Below are 24594 nucleotides of genomic sequence, written 5' to 3'. Positions count from 1 at the left end.
GCGGGGTCGACCGCGGTGCGGCCGGGGCGGGGAGGGGTCGGCCCCGGTCCGCCGCGGCCGGAGCCGGCCGGTTCAGCGGCGGTAGAAGATGCGGTCGGCGTACGTGTCGAAGACGCGGCCGTTCCACTCGTGGCCGCCGTCGACGTTGCCCGAGCGCAGCAGCGGGGGCTCGATGCCGCGGTCGGCGAGGATCCCGGCGGTGGTGGCCATGACCGCCTGGAGCAGGGCCGAGGTGACGACGGTGGAGGCCGGGGCGAAGGGTGCCGCGACCGTGTCCAGGGTGAGTTCGGCGTCCCCGGGCGCGATCTTCGAGTCGAGGACGACGTCGCAGTGGTCCTTCAGGTAGGTCCCCGAGGAGTGGCGGGACGTGGTCGCGTCGGCGTAGGCGACGGAGGTGACGCCGACGACCCGCACGCCGAGCGAGCGCGCCGTGTGGGCCATCTCCACGGGGAGGGCGTTGCGGCCGGACAGGGACACGACCACCAGGGCGTCCCCGGCGCGGAGCGGGGAGGTCTCCAGGACGGCGGTGGCGAGACCGTCGACGCGCTCCAGGGCGGAGCCGAGGGTGGCCGGGACGACGTCGACGCCGACGGTGCCGGGCACGGCGAGCAGGTTCATCAGGGCCAGCCCGCCGGCCCGGTAGACGATGTCCTGGGCGGCCAGCGAGGAGTGCCCGGCGCCGAACGCGAAGAGGCGGCCCCCGGCGGCCACCGTGTCGGCCAGCAGCGTGCCGGCGGCCTCGATCGGCCCGGCCTCCTCGTCGCGGACCCGCCGGAGCAGGCCGATGGCGGCGTCGAAGAACTGGCCGGCCGGCGTGCGGTCGCTCATCCGGGGTCCCTTCTCGGTGTCGGGCTCTGTGGGCCGGGGTGGTGTGTCGGTGTGTCGCGGATCACGGTGAGGTCTGGACCAGATCCGTGTCAATACGGTGACCGGTGGCGCCCGACGGCGTGGCGGCGCGCGGGCGCCCGCGGTGGCGGACGGCGCCGCGGGAGCCGCGGTTCCCGCGGCGCGCTCCGGTTGTCGGTGGTATGCGTCAGAATTGAATCCAGGGCCAGCGCACGCGCCGGGAGCCGCCGAGTCTCCGGCAGAGGTAATCGAGGGGCACGTATGTCCGGACTGATCGACACCACGGAGATGTATCTCCGCACCATCCTCGAGCTGGAGGAGGAAGGCGTCGTCCCCATGCGCGCCCGGATCGCGGAGCGGCTCGACCAGAGCGGGCCCACCGTGAGCCAGACCGTCGCCCGGATGGAGCGCGACGGCCTCGTCGCCGTGGCCGCGGACCGGCACCTGGAGTTCACGGACGAGGGCCGCCGGCTGGCCACGCGCGTGATGCGCAAGCACCGGCTCGCCGAGTGCCTGCTGGTCGACGTGATCGGCCTGGAGTGGGAGCAGGTGCACGCCGAGGCGTGCCGCTGGGAGCACGTGATGAGCGAGGCGGTGGAGCGCCGCGTGCTGGAGCTGCTGCGCCACCCCACCGAGTCGCCGTACGGCAATCCGATCCCGGGCCTGGAGGAGCTGGGCGAGAAGGACGGCGCCCACCCGTTCCTCGACGAGGGCATGGTGTCGCTGGCCGACCTGGACCCGGGCGGCGACGGCATGACGGTCGTCGTGCGGCGCATCGGCGAGCCGATCCAGACGGACGCGCAGCTGATGCACACGCTGCGGCGCGCGGGGGTGCAGCCGGGCTCGGTGGTCAGCGTGACCGGGGCGGCGGGCGGGGTGCTCGTCGGCAGCGGCGGCGAGGCGGCCGAGCTGGCGGCGGACGTCGCGTCCCACGTCTTCGTCGCCAAGCGCTGAGCGGGCCGCTCCGCGATCGCGGCGAATCCGGGCCCGCGTGCGCCGAATCGCAGCGCTCGGGCGCTGCGCGTGCGAGGCTGTCGCGGAAGGCATAGGACCGTAAGGGGGCGGGAGGATGTGCCGAGCAGACGCGGAAGGCCCCGGCGCCGCAGGGCGCCGGGGCCTGTCCTCCCCTGTGCCGACCCGGAGCCCCGAGCTCCCAGGGTCGTCCCCTTCGGACCGATTTCCCCGAGCGGCCCGCCTCCCGTTGAAGATCTCCCCTCGGCGGCGGCGATCATGCCTCGAGGAGGGTCACTCGAACGAGGGGTGTTTCCTTGCACGGCCCTCATTCTCGAATGAGCTTTCGATAGCGTGGGAGTGACGGGCCACACCGGACGTGCGCTACAAGAAGGTGCATGACGAGACCGGCAGGGCGGCGGCACGACGGCGGAGGGGCCACGGCCCTGGGGACCCGCCGGCGGGGCCGCGGCCGGTCCGAGCGGAGCCAGGGGGGTACCAGGGCCAATGACGCGACGCATCGACGTGATCGGCACGGGTGGCGTGCGCCTTGCCGCCTGGGAGTTCGCCGACCCGCCCAAGACGGGTCCGGCGCCGGTGCTGCCCCGGCAGGCCGGGCCGGGGCAGCCGGTCCGCGGCCGGGCGTCCGGGCCGGATCCGGCCGGCCCGCCCGATCCGGCGGACGTCCCGGCCGGGCGGGGCTCCGGGGTGTTGTTACTGCACGGCCTCATGGGCCGGGCCTCCCACTGGGCCTCCACCGCCCGCTGGCTGTCCGAGCGGCACCGCGCCGTCGCGCTGGACCAGCGCGGCCACGGCCAGAGCGCCAAGCCGCCCCGCGCGGCGTACACCCGTGAGGCGTACGTCGACGACGCGGAGGCCGCCGTCGAGCAGCTCGGCCTCGGCCCGGCGGTCGTCGTCGGCCATGCCATGGGCGCCCTCACCGCCTGGCAGCTCGCCGCGAAGCGCCCCGACCTGGTCCGCGGCCTGATCATCTGCGACATGCGGGCCTCCGCCCTCGGTGCGGCCTCCCAGCGCGAGTGGGAGGACTGGTTCCGGGCCTGGCCCACCCCCTTCGCCACCCTCGCCGACGTGCGCAAGTGGTTCGGCGAGGACGACCCCTGGGTGGAGCGCCCCAACCCCGCCCGCGGCGCCTTCTACGCCGAGGTCATGCACGAGTGCCCCGACGGCTGGCGCCCCGTCTTCGAACCGGAGCGGATGCTCCAGTCCCGGGAGACCTGGGTCTACGACGCGCACTGGGAGGAGCTGGCCCAGGTCCGCTGCCCCGCCCTCGTCGTCCGCGGCCTCGACGGCGAACTGGGCCGCGCCGAGGCCCAGGAGATGGTCCGCGTCCTGCCCCGCGGCCAGTACGCGGAGGTCTCCGACGCCGGCCACCTCGTCCACTACGACCAGCCGGACGCCTGGCGCGCCGCCATCGAGACCTTCCTCGACACGGTCCTCACCGGCTGAGCCGGCCGCGGCCCGGACCGACCGGGTCACCACGTGCACGCCGTCGCCGTCGGCCGCGCGTGTCCGATCCGCTCCCCGCACACCGATCCGCCGGGTACCGTCCGCCGCCCCGTCACGGGGTCACGCCTGCGCACCGAAAAAACGGTTGATACGGGCCCGGCGCGTTCCTAGGGTGGGGGGTACACGAGAAGGGAGGTGGTTCGGCAGATGTATGGAAACCGGACGCGTGAGGTGACTGCGGGCTAGCGGCCCGTCACCCCACCGAGTGCGGTGCCGGACCGGCACGTGGAAGACGCGTGCAGCCGGCCCCATCCCAAGCAGTCACCCGACCCGCGGGCTTGCCGGCACGTCCGGCCGGCTCCTCCTCGCGAGGACCAGGCCCGCGGGTCGTCTGCGTCTGCGGGCGCCGGCCCGGCCCCACGCGGTCAGGGGCTCAGGCGCTCCACCCGCCAGCCGCCGTCCGGCTCGGCGACGTAGCGCAGCCGGTCGTGGAGGCGGTTCTCCCGGCCCTGCCAGAACTCCACGCTCCGCGGGGCGACCCGGAAGCCGCCCCAGTGCGGCGGCACGGGCACCTGCTCGCCCTCCGGGTGGCGGGCGGCCAGCTCCGCGTAGGCGGCGTCGAGGTCCGCCCGGGAGGCCACCACCGTGGACTGGGCGCTGGCCCAGGCGCCGAGCTGGGAGCCGTGCGGGCGGCTGCGGAAGTAGGCGGCGGTCTCGTCGCGCCCGGTTCGCCGGGCGACGCCCTGGACGATGACCTGGCGGGCCATCGGATGCCACGGGAAGAGCAGCGAGACGTGCGGGTTCTCGGCGAGGTCGCGGGCCTTGCGGGACTCGTAGTTGGTGTAGAAGACGAAGCCGTGCTCGTCGAAGGCCTTCAGCAGGACCGTGCGCGCGCTGGGGCGGCCGTCGGCGTCCGCGGTGGAGACGATCATCGCGTTGGGCTCGAACAGCCCGGCCTCCACGGCGGCCTGCTGGAACCAGCGGGCGAACTGCGCCACGGGCGTGTCGGCCAGGTCGGTCTCGGACAGCCCCTCGGCCCGGTAGTGCTTGCGCATGGAGGCGGGGTCGGCGGGAGCGCCCTCTCGGCCCTGCCGACGGGGTCCGGCTTCTTCGTCGGTCACGCGGTCATCCTGCCCTACGGCTACGGGGGACCGGTGGGGGTGTCATCGGGTCCGCTCCTGGCACCGGGTGCCGCGCACCCTCCCCAACCGTGACACACGGGGTTATCGTGCTGCTGCCGTTTCCGGTGGGGTGATGGCCGACCGCACGGGGCATGACAGGAATGTCCGCAGCGGACCGCGAGTCGCCGCCGCGACCGGGGATCCCTGCCGCGGACGCGCCTTCCCGGCGTCCGGCACCTGGCCGGCGTCCCCACCGCGTCATCCGCCGCACACATCACGAGGAGCCGCCTGATGTCCGACTTCGTACCCGGACTCGAGGGAGTCGTCGCGTTCGAGACGGAGATCGCCGAACCGGACAAGGAGGGCGGCGCCCTGCGGTACCGGGGCGTCGACATCGAGGAACTCGTCGGCCACGTCTCCTTCGGCAACGTGTGGGGACTGCTCGTGGACGGCGCCTTCAACCCCGGTCTGCCGCCCGCCGAGCCCTTCCCCATCCCGGTGCACTCCGGCGACATCCGCGTGGACGTGCAGTCGGCGCTGGCGATGCTGGCGCCGGTGTGGGGGCTGAGGCCGCTGCTCGACATCGACGCGGAGCGGGCCCGCGACGACCTGGCCCGGGCGGCCGTGATGGCGCTGTCCTACGTCGCGCAGTCGGCGCGCGGGCAGGGCCTGCCGATGGTGCCGCAGCGGGAGATCGACAAGGCGCAGTCCATCACCGAGCGCTTCATGATCCGCTGGCGCGGCGAGCCGGACCCCAAGCACGTTGCGGCGGTCGACGCCTACTGGACGTCCGCCGCGGAGCACGGCATGAACGCGTCCACCTTCACCGCCCGGGTCATCGCCTCCACCGGGGCCGACGTGGCGGCCGCCCTGTCGGGCGCGGTGGGTGCCATGTCGGGCCCGCTGCACGGCGGCGCCCCGTCCCGCGTGCTCGGGATGATCGAGGAGATCGAGCGGACCGGCGACGCGGTGGGCTACGTCAAGCAGGCGCTCGACCGCGGTGAGCGGCTGATGGGCTTCGGGCACCGGGTGTACCGGGCGGAGGACCCGCGGGCGCGGGTGCTGCGGCGGACGGCGCGCGAGCTGGGCGCCCCGCGCTTCGAGATCGCGGAGGCGCTGGAGAAGGCGGCGCTGGAGGAGCTGCACAACCGCCGGCCGGACCGGGTGCTGGCCACCAACGTGGAGTTCTGGGCGGCGATCATGCTGGACTTCGCCCAGGTCCCGGCGCACATGTTCACGTCCATGTTCACCTGCGCGCGGACCGCCGGCTGGTCGGCGCACATCCTGGAGCAGAAGCGCACCGGCCGCCTGGTGCGGCCCTCGGCCCGCTATGTGGGCCCCGGTCCGCGCAGCCCGCAGGAGGTCGCGGGCCACGCGGACATCGCGCACTGAGACGCACCGGCGGCACCCGCGCGACGGCGCCGCACACGGGGTGCCGCACGAGGGTGCCGCACACGGCGACACCGCACCCGTACGGTGCCGCGCGCACGGCACTCACGCAGGGCTGAGCAGCTCCGCGTGGTGCCGTTCGGCGACCAGGGGGTGGGCCCGCAGCTTGCCCTTGAGCTCGTTGTAGCCGTACTCGGCGAACAGCGGGTTGCCCGGGTCGTCGGTGGCGCCGGGGGCGGTGGAGGCGTACGGGAAGGGCAGCGGCTCGATCCGGGCGTCCAGGCGCGGGTTGTAGAAGAACGGCACGGAGAACCGCTCGGTGGCGCCGGGCGGTGAGACCACGCGGTGGTTGGTAGCCCTCAGGTAGCCGTCCGTGGCGACCTCCAGCAGCTCGCCGAGGTTGACGACGAAGGCGCCGGGCAGCGGCGGCACGGGGTGGAAGCGGCCGTCGGCGCGCTGCACCTCGAGGCCGCCGATCCGGTCCTGGAGCAGCAGCGTGAGGAAGCCGTAGTCCTTGTGGGCGCCGACGCCCTGGCCGGTGCCGTCGTCGGCGCTGCCGGGGTAGCGGACGAGCTTGAGGTGCGGGTGGGCGTGGGCGCCGAAGACGGGCGCGTAGAAGTCGGCGGGGGCGCCGATGGCGGTGAGCAGTTCGCGCAGCAGCCGGTCGGCGACCGCGCCGAGCCGGTCGATCCAGGTGAGGGCGGCCGCACGCAGCTCGGGCAGGGCGGCGGGCCACTGGTTGGGGCCCTGGAGCCACCAGTAGGCGGGTTCGCCGGGTGCGGGGATCCTGGCGGGGCGCTCGGCGCCTATGTCGAGCTGGTCGCGCCAGTCGCGGGCACCGGCCGTGCGTTCGTCGCCGGTGCGCGTGTAGCCGCGGAAGTGGGGCGAGCCGACGTTGTCCAGGGCCAGGCGGTCGGCCTCGGGGAGCCGGAAGAAGGCGTGCATCGCGGCGAGCAGGGCGTCCGTCTCGGCGGCGGTGACACCGTGCCCCACGAGCTGGAAGAAGCCGACGTCGTGGGCGGCGCCGTGCAGCCGGTCGTGCAGCCGGGCACGGGCCTCGGGGCCGCGGTCGGCGTCGGAGAGGTCGATGATCGGGAGCTGGTCGTACGACGGGTTCGCCGCCGCGGGGACCGTGTTCGTCATGGGAGCGTCCGCAGGGTGTACGGGGTCCCGGGCCGCAGCCATGGGTGGGCGTGCGGGCGCGGGTGCCGAATGGGCGGGGGATGCGGGCGCGTCAGGGGCGCGCCGCGAGAGAGGGCTGGGGTCAGGCGGAGCGCCGACAGCCCATGCTCGTGACGCGCACGTAGTCCACGTGTCGGCGTCGGACGAGCATCGGAAGCATGCGCACAGGGTACTGCGGCGCGCGGCGGGAGGAAGTGGCTTCGGTCACATCCGCGGCGGCCGTGCGGTACGGAGGGCGCCGTCGGCGCCGGGACCTGCGGCGCCGGGGTCAGACGAGGCCGTTCTCCAGCAGGGCCGCCCACTGGGCGACCACGCGCTCGCGGCGGGCGGAGTCGTCGGTGAGCAGGTTGGCCAGGCCCAGGCCGCGGGCCATGTCGAGGAGGCCCTGGACGGTCTCCCGGACGCCGGGGCGGGACTCGTCGGCGCCGAGCAGTTCCACGGCGATGCGGTGGGTCTCGCGGCCGACGCGGGCCTCGAGTTCGGCGACGCGGGGGCCGAGCTGGTCCTCGTGGGAGGCGGCGACCCACAGGTGGAGGGCGGCGCGGAAGAGGGGGCCGGTGTAGAGGTCGACGAGGGCGGCGACCACGGCCTGCCGGTCCCCGGCGGCGCCCTCGGGGAACAGGTCGCGCAGCGCGGTGGAGCGTTCCTCGGCGACGTACTCGACGGCGGCGGTGAAGAGGTCCTCGCGGGTCGGGAAGTGGTGCTGGGCGGCGCCGCGGGAGACGCCGGCGCGTTCGGCGACCACGGAGACCGTGGAGCCGGTCCAGCCGTGCTCGGCGAGGCAGGCCACGGCGGCCTCCAGGAGGCGCTGCCGGGTGGCCCGGCTGCGGTCCTGCTTGGGCACGCGGTCCCGTTCCGTCGTGCTCACACCACCCATGGGGGGTCCCGTCGTTCGAGGAAGGCCGTCATGCCCTCGCGGGCCGGCGCGGAGGCGAACAGCCGGGCCGAGAGCGCGGTCAGGTCGGCCGCCTCCCGGTCGAAGGCTTCCAGCACCCTAGCCGTGAGCAGCCGTTTCGTCTCGGCCAGGGCTTCGGGGGCGGAGCGGCGCAGGCCGTCGAGGACGGGGGCGAGGACGGTGTCGACGTCGTCGCCGGCGGCGGTGACCAGGCCGATGCGGGCCGCCTCGGCGGCGTCGAAGCGCTCGCCGGTGAGGTAGTACCGGGCCAGTGCGCGGGGGTCGGTGCGGGGCAGCAGCGGCAGGGTGATGACGGCGGGGGCGACGCCGATGCGGACCTCGGTGAAGGCGAAGCCGGCGCCGTGCGCGGCGGCGGCGATGTCGCAGGCGGCGAGCAGGCCGAGGCCGCCGGCCCGGACCTGCCCGGTGACGCGGGCGACCACGGGCTTGCGCAGGGCGACGACCGAGCGGAGCAGGCCGACCACGGCGTCGGGGGCGGGCGGGTCGCGCAGGTCGGCGCCGGCGCAGAAGGTGGTGCCGGTGTGGGTGAGCAGCACCGCGCGGACGCCGTCGTCCCGGTCGCATGCGGCGAGCGCGTCGGCCAGTTCGCCGACGAGGGCCGCGGACAGGGCGTTGCGGGTGTCCGGCGAGTCGAGGCTGAGGGCCTCGACGGCGCGTTCGCGGCTGCGTCCGATCAGGGTCACGCGGGCTCCTCGGGGGTGGGGTGCGGTCGTCGTGCGTACAGGTCCCGCAGGTGGCGCCGCAGGATCTTCCCGGAGGCCGCGCGGGGCACGGAGTCGACGAAGGTCACCTGCCGGATCCGCTTGTACGGGGCGACGCGTTCGGCGACGTACGCCATGAGACCGGCGGCGGAGGGCCCGGCCTCGCCGGGGCGGCGCACGGCGTAGGCGTGCGGTATCTCGTTGCCGTCGTCGTCGAGGACGCCGATGACGGCGGCGTCGGCGACGCCGGGGTGGGTGAGCAGCAGGGCCTCCAGTTCGGCGGGTGCCACCTGGTAGCCCTTGTACTTGATGAGTTCCTTGACCCGGTCGACGACGAACAGCCAGCCGTCGGGGTCGACGTGGCCGACGTCCCCGGTGTGCAGCCAGCCGTCGGGGTCGATCATCGCGGCGGTGGCGTCGGGGCGGCCGAGGTAGCCCTTCATGACCTGCGGTCCGCGGACGAGGATCTCGCCGGGCTCCCCGGTGCCCAGGTCCCGGCCGGGGTCGGTCAGGGAGACGATGCGCATCTCGGTGCCCGCGATGAGCCGGCCGACGGTGCCGGGCGGCGCCTCGTGCAGGGCGTCGGGCGGGACGACGTGGGTGCCGGGCGACAGTTCCGTCATGCCGTACGCCTGGCCGAGGGGCGGCAGGCCGAGGCGCCGGGAGCAGGCGGCGGCGAGGGCGGCGTCCAGGGGCGCGGCGGCGCTGACGACGTAGCGCAGCGACGACAGGTCGTACCGGTCGACCACCGGGTGCTTGGCGAGGGCCAGCACGATCGGCGGGGCCACGTACAGGTGGGTGATGCGGTGGTCCTGGACGGCGCGGAGGAAGTCCTCCAGGACGAAGCGGGGCAGGACCACGACGGTGGCGCCCTGGCGCAGCGGGGCGTTCATCAGCGCCGTCAGCCCGTAGATGTGGAAGAAGGGCAGGACGGCGAGGACGCGGTCGCCGGGGCGGGCGGAGATCGCGGGCTCCAGCTGGGCGAGGTTGGTGGCGATCTGCCGGTGGGTGAGCATGACGCCCTTGGGGGTGCCGGTGGTGCCGGAGGAGTACGGCAGGGCCGCCACGTCCCGCACCGGGTCGACGGCGACCTGCGGTTCGGGGGCGGTGGAGGCGAGCAGGTCGGCCAGCGAGCGGTGTCCGGGGGCGCCGTCGCAGACGAGGATCTCCCGGACCCCGCCGGCCAGTTCGGCGGCCCGGCGGGCGGTGTCGAGGAGCGGCCGGACGGTGACGATCCAGCGGGCGCCGCAGTCCCGCAGCTGCTGGGCGAACTCCTCGGCGGTGGCGAGCGGGTGGACGGTGGTGACGGTGGCGCCCGCGCGGGTGGCGGCGTAGAAGGCCACGGGGAAGGCGACGGTGTTGGGGCTGTGCAGGGCGAGCACGTCGCCCCGGCGCAGGCCGGACGCGGCGAGGGCGGCGGCGATGCGGCGGTGGGAGCGGTCCAGCTCTCCGTAGGTGAGGGTGGTGCCGTCGATGCCGTCGACGAGTGCCGGGGCGTCGCCGAGGTCCGCGGCGCGGCCCAGCACGGCCTCGTGGATGGGCAGTTCGACGGCCGGGACGTCCTTGTACGCGCTGCGGAACACGCTTCCTCCAGGCGGCTGCGGCGGCGGTGGCGGCCGGGCGGTCCGTGCCCGGTCCTTGTGCCCGGCGCGGGGCCGGCACGGGGACCGGGCGCGGCGGCGGGGACCGGGCGGACGCCGGTCAGTACGACTTGGGCAGGCCCAGGGTCTGGTGGGAGACGTAGTTGAGGATCATCTCCCGGCTCACCGGGGCGATCCGGGCCACCCGGGCCGCGGTGATCAGCGAGGCGAGCCCGAACTCGCGGGTGAGGCCGGCGCCGCCGAGGGTGTGCACGGCCTGGTCGACGGCCTTCACGCAGGCCTCCGCGGCCGCGTACTTGGCCATGTTGGCCGCCTCGCCGGCACCGGCGTCGTCGCCGGCGTCGTAGAGGTGGGCCGCCTTCTGCATCATCAGGCGGGCCAGTTCCAGCTCGATGTGCGCCTGGGCGAGGGGGTGGGCGATGGCCTGGTGGGCGCCGATGGGGGTCTTCCACACCGCGCGGTCGCGGGCGTACCCGACGGCCCGGTCCAGCGCGAAGCGGCCCATGCCGATCGCGAAGGCCGCGGTCATGATGCGCTCGGGGTTGAGGCCGGCGAAGAGCTGCAGCAGGCCCGCGTCCTCGTCGCCGACGAGGGCGTCGGCGGGCAGCCGCACATCGTCCAGGACGAGCTCGAACTGCTTCTCCGCCGCGCTCAGTTCCATGTCGATGGGCCGTCGCTGGAAGCCCTCGGCGTCCGGCGGGACGATGAACAGGCAGGGCTTGAGGCGTCCGGTGCGGGCGTCCTCGGTGCGGCCGACGATCAGGACGGCGTCGGCGAGGTCGACGCCGGATATGTACACCTTGCGGCCGGTGAGCAGCCAGTCGGCACCGTCGCGGCGGGCGGTGGTGGTGATGCGGTGGGAGTTGGAGCCGGCGTCGGGTTCGGTGATGCCGAAGGCCATGGTGCGGGTGCCGTCGGCGAGGCCGGGCAGCCAGGTGCGCTTCTGCTCCTCGGTGCCGAAGCGGGCGATGACCGTGCCGCAGATCGCGGGCGAGACGACGAGCATGAGCAGGGGGCAGCCGGCGGCGCCCAGCTCCTCCAGCACGATGGACAGTTCGGCGACGCCGCCGCCTCCGCCGCCGTACTCCTCGGGGAGGTTGACGCCGAGGTAGCCGAGCTTGCCCGCGTCGGCCCACAGTTCGGCGGGGTGGCGGCCCTCGGCGACGGTGCGGACGAGGTAGTCGCGGCCGTAGCGCCGGCCGAGGGAGGCCACCGCGGCGCGGAGGGCCTGCTGTTCTGCGGAGTCGGTCAGAGAGGTCATGGGGCTCCTTCGGACTGCGGGTGATCCGGGGGCTGGGCGCGCAGTTCCCGCACCGCCCCGGTCGCGTCGGAGCGGGACGGGCGGGTGTTCGGCGGCGGGGCCGGGACGGGGCGGGCCTCCTAGGAGGTCTCCTGCACCACCGCCAGGAGCGTCCCCGGCTCCACCTGCTGGCCCGGGGACACGGGTAGGGCGGTCAGGGTGCCGCTCGCGGGGGCGGTGATGCGGTGCTGCATCTTCATGGCCTCCAGCCAGACGAGGGGCTGTCCGGCCCGGACGGCGGCGCCCTCGGCCAGCCCCTCGGCGATCCTGACGACCGTCCCCGGCATCGGGGCCAGCAGGGAGCCCGGCTCGTGCCGGGCCGCCGGGTCGGGGAACCGCGGGAGGGCGGTGAGGCTGCTGCCGTTCACGTACACCCGGTCGTCGCCGTAGCGCGCGACGCCGTAGGTGCGCTGCACGCCGTCCACGTCGAGGACGACCCGGTGCGCGTCGGCGTGCACGACCCGCACCCCGTCGGCCGCGAGGCCCTGCCGGGTGTGGCGGTAGCGGACCTCGTGCTCCTCCCCCGCCCCCGCGTACCTCTTGGTCTGCGGCTGCGAGGGCAGGTTGCGCCAGCCGCCGAAGCGGGACCGGCCGTGGGCGTCGGCGAGGGCGGCGGCCAGCGGGGCGTACGGGTCGGGGGCGGGCTCGGTGAGGGCGGTGAGGTGGCGGTCGTAGAAGCCGGTGTTCATGCCGCCGCCGGTGAACTCCTCGTGACGCAGCGAGCGGACGAGCAGGTCCCGGTTGGTGACGGGACCGTGGACGGCGGCCCGCTCCAGGGCGCCGGCCAGCCGTCTCACGGCCTCGGCGCGGGTGGGGGCGTGGGCGACGACCTTGGCGAGCATCGGGTCGTAGTGGACGCCGACGGTGTCGCCGTCGGCGTAGCCGGTGTCGAGGCGGACGCCGCCGGGGACGGCCAGGCGGTGCAGGGTGCCGGTCTGCGGGGCCCATCCGGCGGCCGGGTCCTCCGCGTAGAGACGGGCCTCGACGGCGTGGCCGCGGGCGGCGGGCGGCTCGGCCGGGAGGGGCCGGCCCTCGGCGACGCGGATCTGCTCGGCGACCAGGTCGATCCCGAACACGGCCTCCGTGACGGGGTGTTCGACCTGGAGGCGGGTGTTCATCTCCAGGAAGTGGGCCCGGCCGTCGGCGACCAGGAACTCGACCGTGCCGGCGCCCTCGTAGGACACGGCCCGGGCCGCTCGGACCGCCGTCTCCTCCAGCTGCCGCACGAGGTCCGGCGGCAGGCCCGGGGCGGGGGCCTCCTCGATCACCTTCTGGTGGCGGCGCTGCAGGGAGCAGTCGCGGGTGCCCAGCGTCCACACCGTGCCGTGGGCGTCGGCGAGGACCTGCACCTCGACGTGGCGGCCCTGTTCGAGGTACGGCTCGGTGAAGACCTCGCCGTCGCCGAAGGCGCTCGCCGCCTCCGCGCGGGCCGCCGCCAGTGCGGCGTCCAGGTCGGCGAGGCGGCGCACCACGCGCATGCCGCGCCCGCCGCCGCCCGCGGCCGCCTTCACCAGCACCGGCAGGTCGGCCTCGGTCACCTCGGTCAGCGGCGGCACGCCCATCAGTTCCTTGGCGCGCGTCTTGGACGCCATCGCCTCGATCGCCTGCGGCGGCGGCCCGATCCAGACCAGGCCGGCGTCGCGCACGGCGCGCGCGAAGTCCGGGTTCTCGGACAGGAATCCGTATCCGGGGTGCACGGCGTCCGCGCCCGCGGCCTGCGCCGCCTTCACGATCAGGTCGCCGCGCAGGTACGTGTCCGAGGGCGCCGCCCCCGGCAGCCGGACCGCGGCGTCGGCCAGGCGCACGTGCAGCGCGTCCCGGTCGGCGTCCGAGTGCACGGCCACCGTGCGGATGCCGAGGCCGGCGCAGGTGCGGACGATCCGGCAGGCGATCTCGCCCCGGTTGGCGACGAGCAGAGTCGAAATCACGTGGTTCCTCACATCCGGAAGACGCCGAAGCCGCCGCGCGCGCCCTCGTAGGGGGCGGTGTGGATCGCGGAGAGGCACAGGCCGAGGACGGTGCGGGTGTCGCGCGGGTCGATGACGCCGTCGTCGTAGAGCCGGCCCGACAGGAACATCGGCAGCGACTCGGACTCGATCTGCTGCTCCACCATGGCCCGCAGCGCCGCGTCCGCCTCGTCGTCGTACGGGCGCCCCTTCGCGGCCGCGGACTGGCGGGCCACGATCGACAGCACGCCCGCGAGCTGCTGCGGGCCCATGACGGCGGACTTGGCGCTCGGCCAGGCGAACAGGAAGCGCGGGTCGTAGGCGCGGCCGCACATGCCGTAGTGGCCGGCGCCGTAGGAGGCGCCCATGAGGACCGACAGGTGCGGGACCCGGCTGTTCGACACCGCGTTGATCATCATGGCGCCGTGCTTGATGATGCCGCCCTGTTCGTACTCCCTGCCGACCATGTAGCCGGTGGTGTTGTGCAGGAACAGCAGCGGGATGTCGCGCTGGTTGGCGAGCTGGATGAACTGCGCGGCCTTCTGCGACTCCGCGCTGAAGAGCACGCCCTGCGCGTTGGCGAGGATGCCGACGGGATGCCCGTGCAGGGCCGCCCAGCCGGTCACCAGGCTGGTCCCGTACAGCGGCTTGAACTCGTCGAAGTCGGAGCCGTCTACGATCCGGGCGATCACCTCGCGCGGGTCGAAGGGCGTCCTCAGGTCGTCCGGGACGATCCCGAGGAGTTCCTCCTCGTCGTACTTCGGCGGGTCCGCGGGGCCCGGATCCGGGTACGCCTTGCGGTGGTTGAGGCGGGCGACCACGCGGCGCGCCTGGCGCAGGGCGTCGGGCTCGTCGACGGCGAAGTAGTCGGCCAGGCCCGAGACGCGGGCGTGCATCCCGGCGCCGCCGAGCGACTCGTCGTCGCTCTCCTCGCCGGTCGCCATCTTCACCAGCGGCGGGCCGCCGAGGAAGACCTTCGCCCGCTCCTTGACCATGACGACGTGGTCGGACATGCCGGGGACGTAGGCGCCGCCCGCCGTGGAGTTGCCGAAGACCACGGCGACGGTCGGGATCCCGGCGGCCGACAGCCGGGTCAGGTCCCGGAAGATCGCGCCGCCCGGGATGAAGATCTCCTTCTGCGAGGGCAGGTCGGCGCCCCCGGACTCGACCAGGCTGATGCAGGGCAGCCGGTTGGCGAGCGCGATGTCGTTGGCGCGCAGGGCCTTCTTCAGGCTCCACGGGTTGCTGGCGCCGCCGCGCACGGTCGGGTCGTTGGCGGTGATCATGCACTCCACGCCCTCGACCGTGCCGATGCCGGTGACGAGGGAGGCGCCGACGGTGTGGTCGCTGCCCCAGGCGGCGAGCGGGGAGAGCTCCAGGAAGGGGGTGTCGGGGTCGAGGAGCAGCTCGATGCGCTCGCGGGCGAGCAGCTTGCCGCGGCCGCGGTGCCGTTCGACGTACTTGGCGCCGCCGCCGGCGAGGGCCTTGGCGTGCTCGGCGTCGAGGTCGGCCAGCTTGGCCAGCATCGCCGACCGGTGCGTGCGGTACTCCTCGGCGGTGGTGTCCAGGGCGGTGGGCAGGACCGTCACAGCAGGGCCTCCGGTATGTCCAGGTGGCGGGAGCGCAGCCATTCGCCGAGGGCCTTGGCCTGCGGGTCGAAGCGGGCCTGCGCGGCGACGCCCTCGCCGAGGACGCCCTCGACGACGAAGTTCAGGGCGCGCAGCGCGGGCAGGACGTGGCGGACCACGGTGAGCGCGCGGGTCTCGGGGAGCAGGTCCCGGAAGCGGTCGGCGGTCAGCTCGTGGGCGAGCCAGCGCCAGGCGTCGTCGTCGCGCGCCCACACCCCGACGTTGGCGTCGCCGCCCTTGTCGCCGCTGCGGGCTCCGGCGACGAGCCCGAGCGGGGCCCGCCGGACGGGTCCCGGCGGCAGCGGGGCGGGCAGCGGCGGCTCCGGCACGGCGGCCAGGACACGGGTGTCCGGGGGCGCCGGGACGGGCAGGCGGCGGCCGTCGTCGAGGACGGCCTCGTGGGCGACGCCGTCGCGGGGCACGTACGCGGCCTCGAACACCCCGTACGGGGAGCCCTTCCCGGGCGGGGCGAGGACGTGGAAGCCGGGGTAGCTGGCGAGCGCCAGCTCCACGGCGGCGCCGGTGAGCGCGCGTCCCACGGCCTCCGGGCGGGGGTCGCGCACGACGAGCCGGAGCAGGGCGCTCGCGGTCTCCTCGGTCGGCGCGTCGGGGCGGTCGGTGCGGACGAGGTCCCAGCGCACCTCCGCCGGGCGGCCGTCGGCGGTGCCGAGGGCGTCCTCCATCTGGCTGCGGACGAGGGCGGCCTTGCGCTCGACGTCCAGGCCGGTGAGGACGAAGGCGACCTCGTTGCGGTGGCCGCCGAGGCGGTTGCGGCCGACCTTGAGGGTGGGCGGCGGGGCCTCGCCGCGGACCCCCTCCACGCGGACCCGGTCGGGCCCGTCCTGGGACAGCCGTACGGTGTCCAGCCGGGCGGTGACGTCGGGTCCGGCGTAGCGGGCACCGGCGGTCTCGTACAGCAGCTGGGCCGTCACGGTGCCGACGTCGACGACGCCGCCGGTGCCGGGGTGCTTGGTGACGACGGCGGTGCCGTCCGGGTGGATCTCGGCGAGCGGGAAGCCGGGGCGGCGCAGCCGGTCGGGGTCGTGGTCGGTGAAGAAGGCGTAGTTGCCGCCGGTGACCTGGGCCCCGCACTCCAGCAGGTGCCCGGCGACGACGGCGCCCGCGAGGCGGTCGTAGTCCCCCGGCCCCCAGCCGAAGTGGGCGGCGGCTGGCCCGGAGACCAGGGCCGCGTCGCTCACCCGGCCGGTGACCACGATGCCGGCGCCCTCGCGCAGGCAGGCGGCGATGCCGAAGCCGCCGAGGTAGGCGTGGGTGGCGAGACTGCCGGTGGCGGTCTGCCCGGGCCGGGCGGAGTCGGGGCCTGCGGGGTGGGCGGCGGTCAGGTCGTCGCCCTCGACGTGCGCGACCCGCACCGGGACGCCGAGCCGGTCCGCCAGTTTCCGTACGGCGTCGGCGAGTCCGGCGGGGTTGAGGCCGCCGGCGTTCACCACGATCCGCACCGACCGCTCGTGGGCGAGGCCGAGGCACTCCTCCAGCTGGCGCAGGAAGGTGCGGGCGTATCCGGCGGCGGGGTCCTTCAGCCGGTCGCGGGCGAGGATCAGCATGGTCAGCTCGGCGAGGTAGTCACCGGTGAGGACGTCGAGTTCGCCACCGGTGAGCATCTCGCGCAGGGCGTCGAAGCGGTCGCCGTAGAAGCCGGAGGCGTTGCCGACGCGCAGCACGCCCGTCACCGGGCGCCCGCCTCCGGCTCCCGCTCGGCACCGGACTTCCGTCCCTCGCCGGGCGGCCCCGCGAAGGCCTGGGCGATGCCGAGCCAGCGGTCGGCGTCCTCGCCCTCGGCCCGGAGGTCCAGGTCGTCGCGGTGGGCACGCTGGGTGACCAGCAGGCAGAAGTCGAGCGCGGACCCGGTGACGCGCTGCGAGGCGTCGGGCGGTCCGAAGGACCACGTCCCGCCCGACGGCGCCCGCAGTTCCACGCGGAACTCCGCCGCCGGCGGGGTGAGTCCGTGGACGGTGTGCGCGAAGTCCCGGGTGCGCACGCCCAGGCGCGCCACGTGCCGGATCCGGTCGGTGGGCGGCCGCACCACGCCGAGCGTGTCGGCGACGTCCAGGGCGTGGGCCCAGGTCTCCATCAGCCGGGCGGTGGCCATGGAGGCGGCGGCCATGGGCGGCCCGTACCAGGGGAAGCGGGCGCCGGACGGTGCGGCCCGCAGTGCCCGGTCGAGGGCGGTGCGCCCCTCCCGCCACGCCGCCAGCAGCTCGGCGGGCGGCCGGCGGGCGCCCTCCTCCGCGCCCTCGTCCACGAACGAGCCGGGGGCGGCGAGCGCCTTCTCCACCAGTCCGCGGAAGCCGTCCGCGTCGGTGACGGCGAGCAGCGCCGACCGGTCGGTCCAGGCGAGATGCGCGATCTGGTGGGCAACGGTCCAGCCGGGTGCGGGCGTCGGGAGCCTCCACTGCTCGGGGCTCAACTCGGTCACGAGCAGATCGAGTTCGTCGCTCTCGGCACGCAGGTCGTCGATGACGGGCGTCGGGTCGGCCATGGGGGGAGCATGGCAGCGGGCCCAGAAACAATCAAGCATGCTTGCATGAATTTTCGGACCGCCCGCGGCCGGGCGCGGGTGAGATGTACGGGGGTGGGGCGGGGCCGCCCCGATCAGGGGCGGGGTCGACCGGGACGGCACCCCGAACACCCCGGCCGAGGCGGCCGGGACGGCCTGAAGACTCCGGCCGAGCGGCCGGGACGGCCCCCGAACACTCCGGCCGGGACGACCCCCGAACGCCCCGGGTCGGGGCCGCCCCGCAACGCCCCCACCGGGGTGGGCGCGGCGCCGGGGTCCGCAGGACCCCCGCTCTACTGCCCCGCCGACGCCTCCGGGCCCGGCAGCGCCGCCGAGCCCCCGCGGCGGCCCACCTGGGTGCGGACCGCGCCCATGCTCGCCGCCACGACCAGGGCGATCGCGAGCGCCTGCCACGAGGAGAGGGACTGGCCGAGGACCAGGAACCCGGCGGTCGCGGCGAGGGCCGGCTCCAGGCTCATCATCACGGCGAAGGTGGAGGCGGGCAGGCGGCGCAGGGCGAGGAGTTCCAGGGTGTAGGGCAGGACCGAGGAGAGCAGCGCCACCGCCGCGCCCAGGGCGAAGGTCGTCGGGTCGGCGAGCTTCGCCCCCGACTCCGCGATCCCCAGCGGCAGGAAGAGCACCGCGCCGACGCCCATCGCCAGGGCCAGCCCGTCGGCCTGCGGGAAGCGCCGTCCGGTACGGGCGCTGAAGACGATGTACGCGGCCCACATCGCGCCCGCGCCGAGCGCGAAGGCGACTCCGGCGAGGTCGAGCCCGGCGAAGCCACCGCCGCCGAGGAGGAAGACCCCGGCGAGGGCGAGGGCGGCCCAGACGAGGTTGAGGGCACGGCGCGAGGCCAGCACCGACAGGGCCAGCGGCCCGAGGACCTCCAGGGTGACGGCGGGACCGAGGGGGATGCGGTCGACGGCCTGGTAGAAGAGGCCGTTCATGGCGGCCATGGCGACGCCGAAGACGACGACCGTGCCCCAGTCGGTGCGCGAGTGCCCGCGCAGCCGGGGCCGGCAGACCAGCAGCAGCACGATCGCGGCCACCAGCAGCCGCAGCGCCACGACCCCGAGCGCCCCGGCGCGCGGCATCAGCGTCACCGCCAGCGCGCCGCCGAACTGCACCGACACCCCGCCCGCCAGGACCAGGCCGACCGGCCCGAGCGAGCCCCTCCGGTGCGGCGCGCCGGCCTGCGGTGCGGGGGCGGCCGGGGCCGCGGACGAGGGCGCGGGCGTGGTGGCGCGGGGCGTGCCGGGGAGGCTCACGGGCGGTCCAGGGCTGACTCGGAGTGCGTTCATCGGGGTGTACTGCGGAGTCCAGGGTAATGGACTCAGTCAGGGGTGTGAACCCTTGACGCCACTGTCCTGCACAGGCCCTCGGCCGTCCACCGCGGGCTCCGGCCCCCGGTCGTCCGGCGCCCCGTCCAGCGCGTCGGCGAGGACCTCCGCCAGATGGCGGCCGCGCACCCCGGCGAGCTGCTCCAGCTGGGTCCGGCAGGAGAACCCGTCGGCCAGGACGACCGCCTCCGGCGGCGCGTCGCGGACCGAGGGCAGCAACTGCTCCTCCGCGCACGCCTTCGACACCTCCTCGTGGCCCCGGGTGAAGCCGAAGTCCCCGGCGAGGCCGCAGCATCCGCCGGACAGCTCGCCCGTCAGGCCCGCCGCCGCACGCAGCCGCCGCTCGGCCGCGTCCCCGAGGACCGCGTGCTGGTGGCAGTGGGTCTGCCCGGCGACCGGGCGGTCCAGCCGGGGCGGCCGCCAGGAGGGGGCGTGGCGTTCCAGGGTCTCGGCGAAGGTCAGCACCCGGTCGGCCAGGCGCCGGGCGCGCGGGTCGCCGGGCAGCAGCTCCGGGAGGTCGGTGCGCAGGGCGGCGGCGCAGCTCGGCTCCAGGACGACGACCGGGGCGTCGGTGTCCAGCACCGGCTCCATCAGGTACAGGGTGCGGCGCAGCACCGCGCGGGCCCGGTCGAGCTGGCCCGTCGACACGTAGGTCAGCCCGCAGCAGACCCGGCCGCGGCCGCGCAGCACCGCCACCGGGTCCAGCAGCGCCGACCGCCCCGCGGCCGGCCGCGGCAGCCGCAGCGTCGGCGGCAGCGCGACCCGCAGCCCGGCCGCCTCCAGCACCCGTACCGCGGCCCGGCCCACGGACGGCGAGAGGTGCTCGGTGAAGGTGTCGGGCCACAGGACGACGAGGTCGCCGGGGCCGTCGGCGGCCGGGCGCCGATCCCGCCACCAGCGGCTGAACGGCCGGGCGGCCAGCCGCGGGAGGTCCCGCCCGGGCGCGAACCCGCCGAGCCGCCCGGCCAGCGCCGCCGGGGCCCGCAGCGCGGCGAGCGCGTTGAGCAGCGGTGCGGTGCGGGTGCGGGCGATCCAGCGCAGCCACTGCGGCAGCCGGCCCATCGTGTAGTGCGCGGCGGGGCGGCGGCGCCCGGCGTAGTGGTGGTGCAGGAACTCCGCCTTGTAGGTGGCCATGTCGACGCCGACCGGGCAGTCGGAGCGGCAGCCCTTGCAGGACAGGCACAGGTCGAGGGCGTCGCGCACCTCGGTCGACTGCCAGCCGCCGGTGACCAGGTCGCCCGCGAGCATCTCGTGCAGCAGCCGGGCGCGCCCGCGCGTGGAGTGCTCATCCTCCCCGGTCGCCCGGAAGGACGGGCACATCACGTCCGCCCCGGAGGGCCGCGCCGTACGGCACTTGGCGACGCCGACGCAGCGGCGCACCGCCGCGGTGAAGTCGCCGCCGTCGGCCGGGTAGGCGAAGGCGACGTCGACGGGGCGGCGCGGCAGCACGTCGAAGCGCAGCCCCGAGTCCAGCGGCGCCGGGCGGACCAGCGTCCCCGGGTTCAGCAGGTCGTCGGGGTCCCAGACCGCCTTGGCCCGCTCGAAGAGGGCGACCGTCTCCGCGCCGTACATCACCGGCAGCAGCTCCGCCCGCGCCCGCCCGTCCCCGTGCTCCCCGGACAGGGAGCCGCCGTGCGCGACCACCAGCTCGGCGAGGTCCTGCGAGAAGCGCCGGAAGCGGGCGACACCGTCCGGTGTCAGCAGGTCGAAGTCGATCCGGACGTGGACGCAGCCGTCGCCGAAGTGCCCGTACGGCGTGCCGCGCAGCCCGTGCGCGGCCAGCAGCTCGCGGAAGGCGCGCAGGTAGGCGCCGAGCCGGGCCGGGGGCACCGCGCAGTCCTCCCAGCCGGGCCACGCCTCACTGCCGTCCGGCATGCGGGTGGCGGTGCCGGCGGCGTCCTCCCGCAGCCGCCACAGCGCCCGCCGCCCCGCCGGGTCGGTGACGACCGCGGCGTCGACGGCGCCGGCCGCGCGCACCACGGCCTCGGCCGCGGCACGCGCCTCCTCCGGCGACTCCCCGCCGGTCTCCACGAACAGCCAGGCCCCGCCGCGCGGCAGTCCGGACGCGGTCGGCACCAGGTCGCGCGCCATGCCCTCCACGGTGAGCGGCCGGCACGGCAGCAGCCCGGCCGCGGCCTCGGCGGCGGCGCTCTCGTCGGCGTACCCGAGGACCGCGAGCGCCCGCGCGCCGGGCGCCCGGACCAGCCCCACCACCGCCTCGGTGAGCACCGCGAGGGTGCCCTCCGAGCCGCAGAAGGACCGGGCGACGTCGGCGCCCCGCTCGGGCAGCAGGGCGTCCAGTGCGTAGCCGGAGATCCGGCGCGGCAGGTCCGGGAAACCGGTCCGCAGCCGGGCGGTCTCCCGCTCCGCCAGCTCCCGCAGGCCCGCGGGCGCCCCGGCCCACCCGGGCCCGAGTCGCAGCCGCTGCCCGCGCGCGGTGACGACGGACAGCTCCCGCACGCCGTCGGCGGTCGTGCCCCAGGCCACCGAGTGCGCGCCGCACGCGTTGTTGCCGATCATCCCGCCGAGGGTGCAGCGGCCGTGGGTGGAGGGGTCGGGCCCGAAGAGCAGCCGGTGCGGCGCCGCGGCCTCCTGGAGCCGGTCCAGCACCACCCCCGGCTGCACGAGGGCGGTCCGCTCCTCCGGGTCGACGGCGAGGACCTGGTTCATGTGCCGGGTGAAGTCGAGGACGACCCCCGTGCCGGTGGCCTGCCCGGCGATGGAGGTGCCGCCGCCGCGCGGCACCACCGGCACCGCGCGCTCCCGGCACACCTCCAGGACCGCGGCCACGTCGTCCGCGTCGCGCGGAGCGACCACGCCGAGCGGGACACGCCGGTAGTTGGACGCGTCCATGGTGACCAGCGCCCGGTCGGTGACCCGGAAGCCGACCTCGCCCCGCACCGCCCGGCGCAGTTCCGCCTCCAGGTCCGCGAGCCCGGGCGGGTCCGGACGGTCCGGGTGGTCCGGGTGGTCCGAGAGATCCGTCATGGCTCCAGGATGCCCGCGCGGCGCGGCGGCCACCGGCAGCGCGTCAACCTCGTAGGACCCGACAGTCCCGGAGGCTGACGGCGTCGTCTCATCGGACGGACACGGCTCCGTCCGCCGTCACCGAGGCGATACGCTCCGGCTCGTGGCTGAGATCCAGATTCCTGCTGACATCAAGCCCGCGGACGGTCGATTCGGCGCGGGTCCCTCCAAGGTGCGGGTGGAGGCGCTGGACGCGCTGGCCGCCACCGGGACGTCCCTGCTGGGCACCTCCCACCGCCAGGCCCCGGTCAAGAACCTGGTCGGCTCGGTGCGCGAGGGCATCCGCGCCCTGTTCTCCCTGCCGGACGGCTACGAGGTGGTCCTCGGCAACGGCGGGTCCACCGCGTTCTGGGACATCGCGACGCACGGCCTGATCGAGAACAAGTCGCAGCACCTGACCTTCGGCGAGTTCAGCTCCAAGTTCGCCAAGGCCGCGAAGCTCGCCCCCTGGCTGGCCGAACCGACCGTCGTCTCCGCCGACCCCGGCACGCACCCCGAGCCGCGGGCCGAGGCCGGCGTCGACGTCTACGCCTTCACCCACAACGAGACCTCCACGGGTGTCGCCATGCCGATCCGGCAGGTGGCCGGCGCCGACGAGGGCGCCCTCGTCCTGGTGGACGCCACCTCCGGCGCGGGCGGCCTGCCCGTCGACGTGGCCGAGACCGACGTCTACTACTTCGCCCCGCAGAAGTCCTTCGCCTCCGACGGCGGCCTGTGGATCGGCGTGTTCTCCCCGGCCGCGATCGAGCGCGCCGAGCGCGTGCACGCCTCGGGGCGCCACGTCCCGGAGTTCTTCTCGCTGCCGACGGCGATCGACAACTCCCGCAAGAACCAGACGTACAACACCCCGGCCCTGGCCACCCTGTTCCTGCTCGACGAGCAGCTGAAGTGGCTCAACGGCCAGGGCGGGCTGGCCTTCTCCACGGCCCGCACCAAGGACTCCTCGACCCGCCTGTACTCCTGGGCGGAGGAGTCGAAGTACGCGACCCCGTTCGTCTCCGACCCGGCCAAGCGGTCGCAGGTCATCGGCACGATCGACTTCGCCGACGAGATCGACGCGGCCGCCGTCGCCAAGGTGCTGCGCGCCAACGGCATCGTGGACACCGAGCCGTACCGCAAGCTCGGCCGCAACCAGCTGCGCATCGCGATGTTCCCGGCGATCGACCCGGCGGACGTCGAGGCGCTCACGAAGTGCGTCGACCACGTGATCGAGAAGCTGTAGCGGTTCCCCGCACGACGACGAGGGGCGCCCGGTGAGCACCGGGCGCCCCTCGTCGCGTGCCTCCCCGGCAGCGGCCCACCAGCTCGGAATGCAGCCGTAGTTTCAGCCCACGCCCGCAACCGAAACCTTCCGCATCCCCACGCACCGACAACACGTGCCCACCGCCCGGCGGCCCACGGGACGCCCGCCGGCGCCGCCGGCACAGGCGCTGCCGGACAGCCGGCCGCCATCTGCCGTACCCGCACGACGAGGCATGCCGGCAGGCACCGGACCGCGCCGGCCCGCCCACCTGGCAGGCCGGCGACGACGTGGTGCGGTCCTACGTCCCCAGGCCGTGACGCTCCACCGGCCCCGGCCGCTCACCGCCCGCACGGTCTCACCTCCGGCGCCCGAGCCTGCGCAGGCCGAGGAGCGCGGCCGCGACCACGGCGGCCGCGACGGCGACCGTCCCCAGGGATCCGGCGCCGCCCAGGATCCCGCCGCCGGAGGCGGAACTCCCGTCGGGGGAAGGGGACTCGGACGCGGACGCCCCCGGCGCGTCCCGGACCTCCACCGGGCTGTCGGCGCCCTCGCTGCCGTAGAGCAGTTTCGTGCCGTCGGCGCTGTACGTGACGGACTCGCCCTGCGCCTGGAGGGGCACGTTCAGCTGCCCGGTCCGCCGGATGCGGCCACCGTCGAAGTCGTAGGCGATGCCCCCGAAGTAGCCGCGGACGGCGAGCCGGCGGCCGTCGGGCGAGAAGGCCGCGTCGGTGGCCCACAGGTCGACCGGGGCGATCGGGCGGAAGACGTTGGTGCCGGAGGCGGAGAGCCGGGGCGGCCCCTCGAAGAGGTGACCGCCGTCCTCCTTCTTGTCGATGATGTACACGCGGCCCGTCCTCGGGTGCACCACCAGCGACTCGGCGTCGCGCGGCCCGTTCGCGTAGGTCACCGTGTACTGCGTCGCCCGCACGGTCTGATCGCGGAGCGCCTTGGGCTCGGGGAGCCGGTAGATCCAGACGTGGGACCAGGTGCCGCCGAGGTTGTCGCCGATGTCGCCGACGTAGATCTCGTTTCCGGGGCCGATGGAGATCGCCTCGACGTCCCGGGGCCGGCCGATGCCGCTGAGCGTGACGGTGGCGACGGTCCGGCCGGTCCTGCTGTCCACGGCGTAGAGGTACGGGCCGTCGTCGCTGTCGTTGTGGGTCCAGTAGATCCCGGGGTGCAGGTGCGAGGCGGCGAGGCCGCTGGACTCCTTGATGCGGGGGTCCTTGATGGTGAATCCGCCGTCCCCGTCGGCGGCGGGCGCGGGCGTGGCGAGCACGCCCACGAGGAGGGCCCCGGCGAGGAGGGCGAGCGGTCGGCGCATCCCCCAAGCCTGCCATCCCGCACCGGTGTTCACCCGGCGTGGCGGGCTTCACACCCCCTCGTACCCCACCGGCATCCGCCGTCGTCCATGA

Annotated in this window: 18 protein-coding genes; 4 read left to right on the top strand and 14 right to left on the bottom strand. The window is 75.4% G+C overall.

Annotated elements, in window-relative coordinates; translation table 11 throughout:
• Nucleotides 1-72: 72 nt before the first annotated feature.
• Nucleotides 73-828, bottom strand: coding sequence for an SIS domain-containing protein (locus P3H78_RS18095; RefSeq protein WP_276110044.1), 756 nt, complete (start codon nt 826-828; stop codon nt 73-75).
• A 279-nt stretch (nt 829-1107) separates the two neighbouring features.
• Here P3H78_RS18095 and P3H78_RS18090 point away from each other — a divergent pair, with 279 nt between their 5' ends.
• Both P3H78_RS18090 and P3H78_RS18085 read left to right on the top strand, forming a co-directional pair.
• Nucleotides 1108-1800 (top strand): iron-dependent transcriptional repressor DtxR, encoded by a 693-nt coding sequence (locus P3H78_RS18090; protein WP_276110043.1) that lies wholly within the window; start codon nt 1108-1110, stop codon nt 1798-1800.
• A gap of 504 nt (nt 1801-2304) precedes the next feature.
• Entirely contained in the window at nt 2305-3264 is a 960-nt protein-coding gene (locus P3H78_RS18085) for an alpha/beta fold hydrolase (RefSeq protein WP_276110042.1), read from the top strand.
• Nucleotides 3265-3689: 425 nt separating this feature from the next.
• On the opposite strand, the gene pdxH is transcribed toward P3H78_RS18085, so the two are convergent.
• Nucleotides 3690-4319: a pyridoxamine 5'-phosphate oxidase gene (gene pdxH / locus P3H78_RS18080; protein ID WP_276110150.1), complete on the bottom strand. Its 630-nt coding sequence runs from the start codon at nt 4317-4319 to the stop codon at nt 3690-3692.
• A gap of 357 nt (nt 4320-4676) precedes the next feature.
• On the opposite strand from pdxH, the gene P3H78_RS18075 reads away from it, so the two are divergent.
• Nucleotides 4677-5777, top strand: a complete 1101-nt coding sequence (locus P3H78_RS18075) for a citrate synthase 2 (protein ID WP_276110041.1) — start codon at nt 4677-4679, stop codon at nt 5775-5777.
• A 102-nt stretch (nt 5778-5879) separates the two neighbouring features.
• Here the strand turns inward: P3H78_RS18075 and P3H78_RS18070 are convergent, their stop codons facing one another.
• The 11 genes from P3H78_RS18070 to P3H78_RS18020 all read right to left on the bottom strand — a co-directional run bounded on the left by P3H78_RS18070 (nt 5880) and on the right by P3H78_RS18020 (nt 21897).
• Nucleotides 5880-6917 carry an isopenicillin N synthase family dioxygenase gene (locus P3H78_RS18070; RefSeq protein WP_276110040.1) on the bottom strand — a complete coding sequence of 346 codons (1038 nt, stop codon included), beginning with the start codon at nt 6915-6917 and terminating at the stop codon, nt 5880-5882.
• Nucleotides 6918-7224: 307 nt separating this feature from the next.
• Nucleotides 7225-7833: a TetR/AcrR family transcriptional regulator gene (locus P3H78_RS18065; protein ID WP_276110039.1), complete on the bottom strand. Its 609-nt coding sequence runs from the start codon at nt 7831-7833 to the stop codon at nt 7225-7227.
• Nucleotides 7821-8555, bottom strand: coding sequence for an enoyl-CoA hydratase family protein (locus tag P3H78_RS18060; protein WP_276110038.1), 735 nt, complete (start codon nt 8553-8555; stop codon nt 7821-7823). The genes P3H78_RS18065 and P3H78_RS18060 overlap by 13 nt, the downstream gene beginning before the upstream one ends.
• Complete coding sequence (locus tag P3H78_RS18055) at nt 8552-10156, bottom strand: 4-coumarate--CoA ligase family protein (protein ID WP_276110037.1); 1605 nt, start codon at nt 10154-10156, stop codon at nt 8552-8554. The genes P3H78_RS18060 and P3H78_RS18055 overlap by 4 nt, the downstream gene beginning before the upstream one ends.
• A gap of 118 nt (nt 10157-10274) precedes the next feature.
• Nucleotides 10275-11435, bottom strand: a complete 1161-nt coding sequence (locus tag P3H78_RS18050; protein WP_276110036.1) for an acyl-CoA dehydrogenase family protein — start codon at nt 11433-11435, stop codon at nt 10275-10277.
• Nucleotides 11436-11554: 119 nt separating this feature from the next.
• A complete protein-coding gene (locus tag P3H78_RS18045) occupies nt 11555-13402 on the bottom strand; it encodes an acetyl/propionyl/methylcrotonyl-CoA carboxylase subunit alpha (protein ID WP_276110035.1) in 1848 nt (615 codons plus the stop codon).
• An 8-nt stretch (nt 13403-13410) separates the two neighbouring features.
• Entirely contained in the window at nt 13411-15009 is a 1599-nt protein-coding gene (locus tag P3H78_RS18040) for an acyl-CoA carboxylase subunit beta (RefSeq protein WP_276110034.1), read from the bottom strand.
• Nucleotides 15006-16739 (bottom strand): acyclic terpene utilization AtuA family protein, encoded by a 1734-nt coding sequence (locus P3H78_RS18035; protein WP_276110033.1) that lies wholly within the window; start codon nt 16737-16739, stop codon nt 15006-15008. Before P3H78_RS18035 ends, P3H78_RS18040 begins: the two co-directional genes overlap by 4 nt.
• Nucleotides 16736-17548, bottom strand: a complete 813-nt coding sequence (locus tag P3H78_RS18030; RefSeq protein ID WP_276110032.1) for a TIGR03084 family metal-binding protein — start codon at nt 17546-17548, stop codon at nt 16736-16738. Before P3H78_RS18030 ends, P3H78_RS18035 begins: the two co-directional genes overlap by 4 nt.
• A 311-nt stretch (nt 17549-17859) precedes the next feature.
• Nucleotides 17860-18870, bottom strand: a complete 1011-nt coding sequence (locus P3H78_RS18025) for an EamA family transporter (RefSeq protein WP_276110031.1) — start codon at nt 18868-18870, stop codon at nt 17860-17862.
• Between the two features lie 36 nt (nt 18871-18906).
• Entirely contained in the window at nt 18907-21897 is a 2991-nt protein-coding gene (locus P3H78_RS18020) for an FAD-binding and (Fe-S)-binding domain-containing protein (RefSeq protein WP_276110030.1), read from the bottom strand.
• A gap of 142 nt (nt 21898-22039) precedes the next feature.
• Here P3H78_RS18020 and serC point away from each other — a divergent pair, with 142 nt between their 5' ends.
• Nucleotides 22040-23158: a phosphoserine transaminase gene (gene serC, locus P3H78_RS18015; protein ID WP_276110029.1), complete on the top strand. Its 1119-nt coding sequence runs from the start codon at nt 22040-22042 to the stop codon at nt 23156-23158.
• A 376-nt stretch (nt 23159-23534) separates the two neighbouring features.
• On the opposite strand, the gene P3H78_RS18010 is transcribed toward serC, so the two are convergent.
• Entirely contained in the window at nt 23535-24503 is a 969-nt protein-coding gene (locus tag P3H78_RS18010) for a TolB-like translocation protein (RefSeq protein ID WP_276110028.1), read from the bottom strand.
• Between the last annotated feature and the right edge of the window lie 91 nt (nt 24504-24594).

Source organism: Streptomyces tropicalis (assembly GCF_029269835.1).
GTDB lineage: Bacteria > Actinomycetota > Actinomycetes > Streptomycetales > Streptomycetaceae > Streptomyces > Streptomyces tropicalis.
Note: the sequence above shows the minus strand (reverse complement) of the source record. Positions and strands in the feature narration are given on the sequence as shown.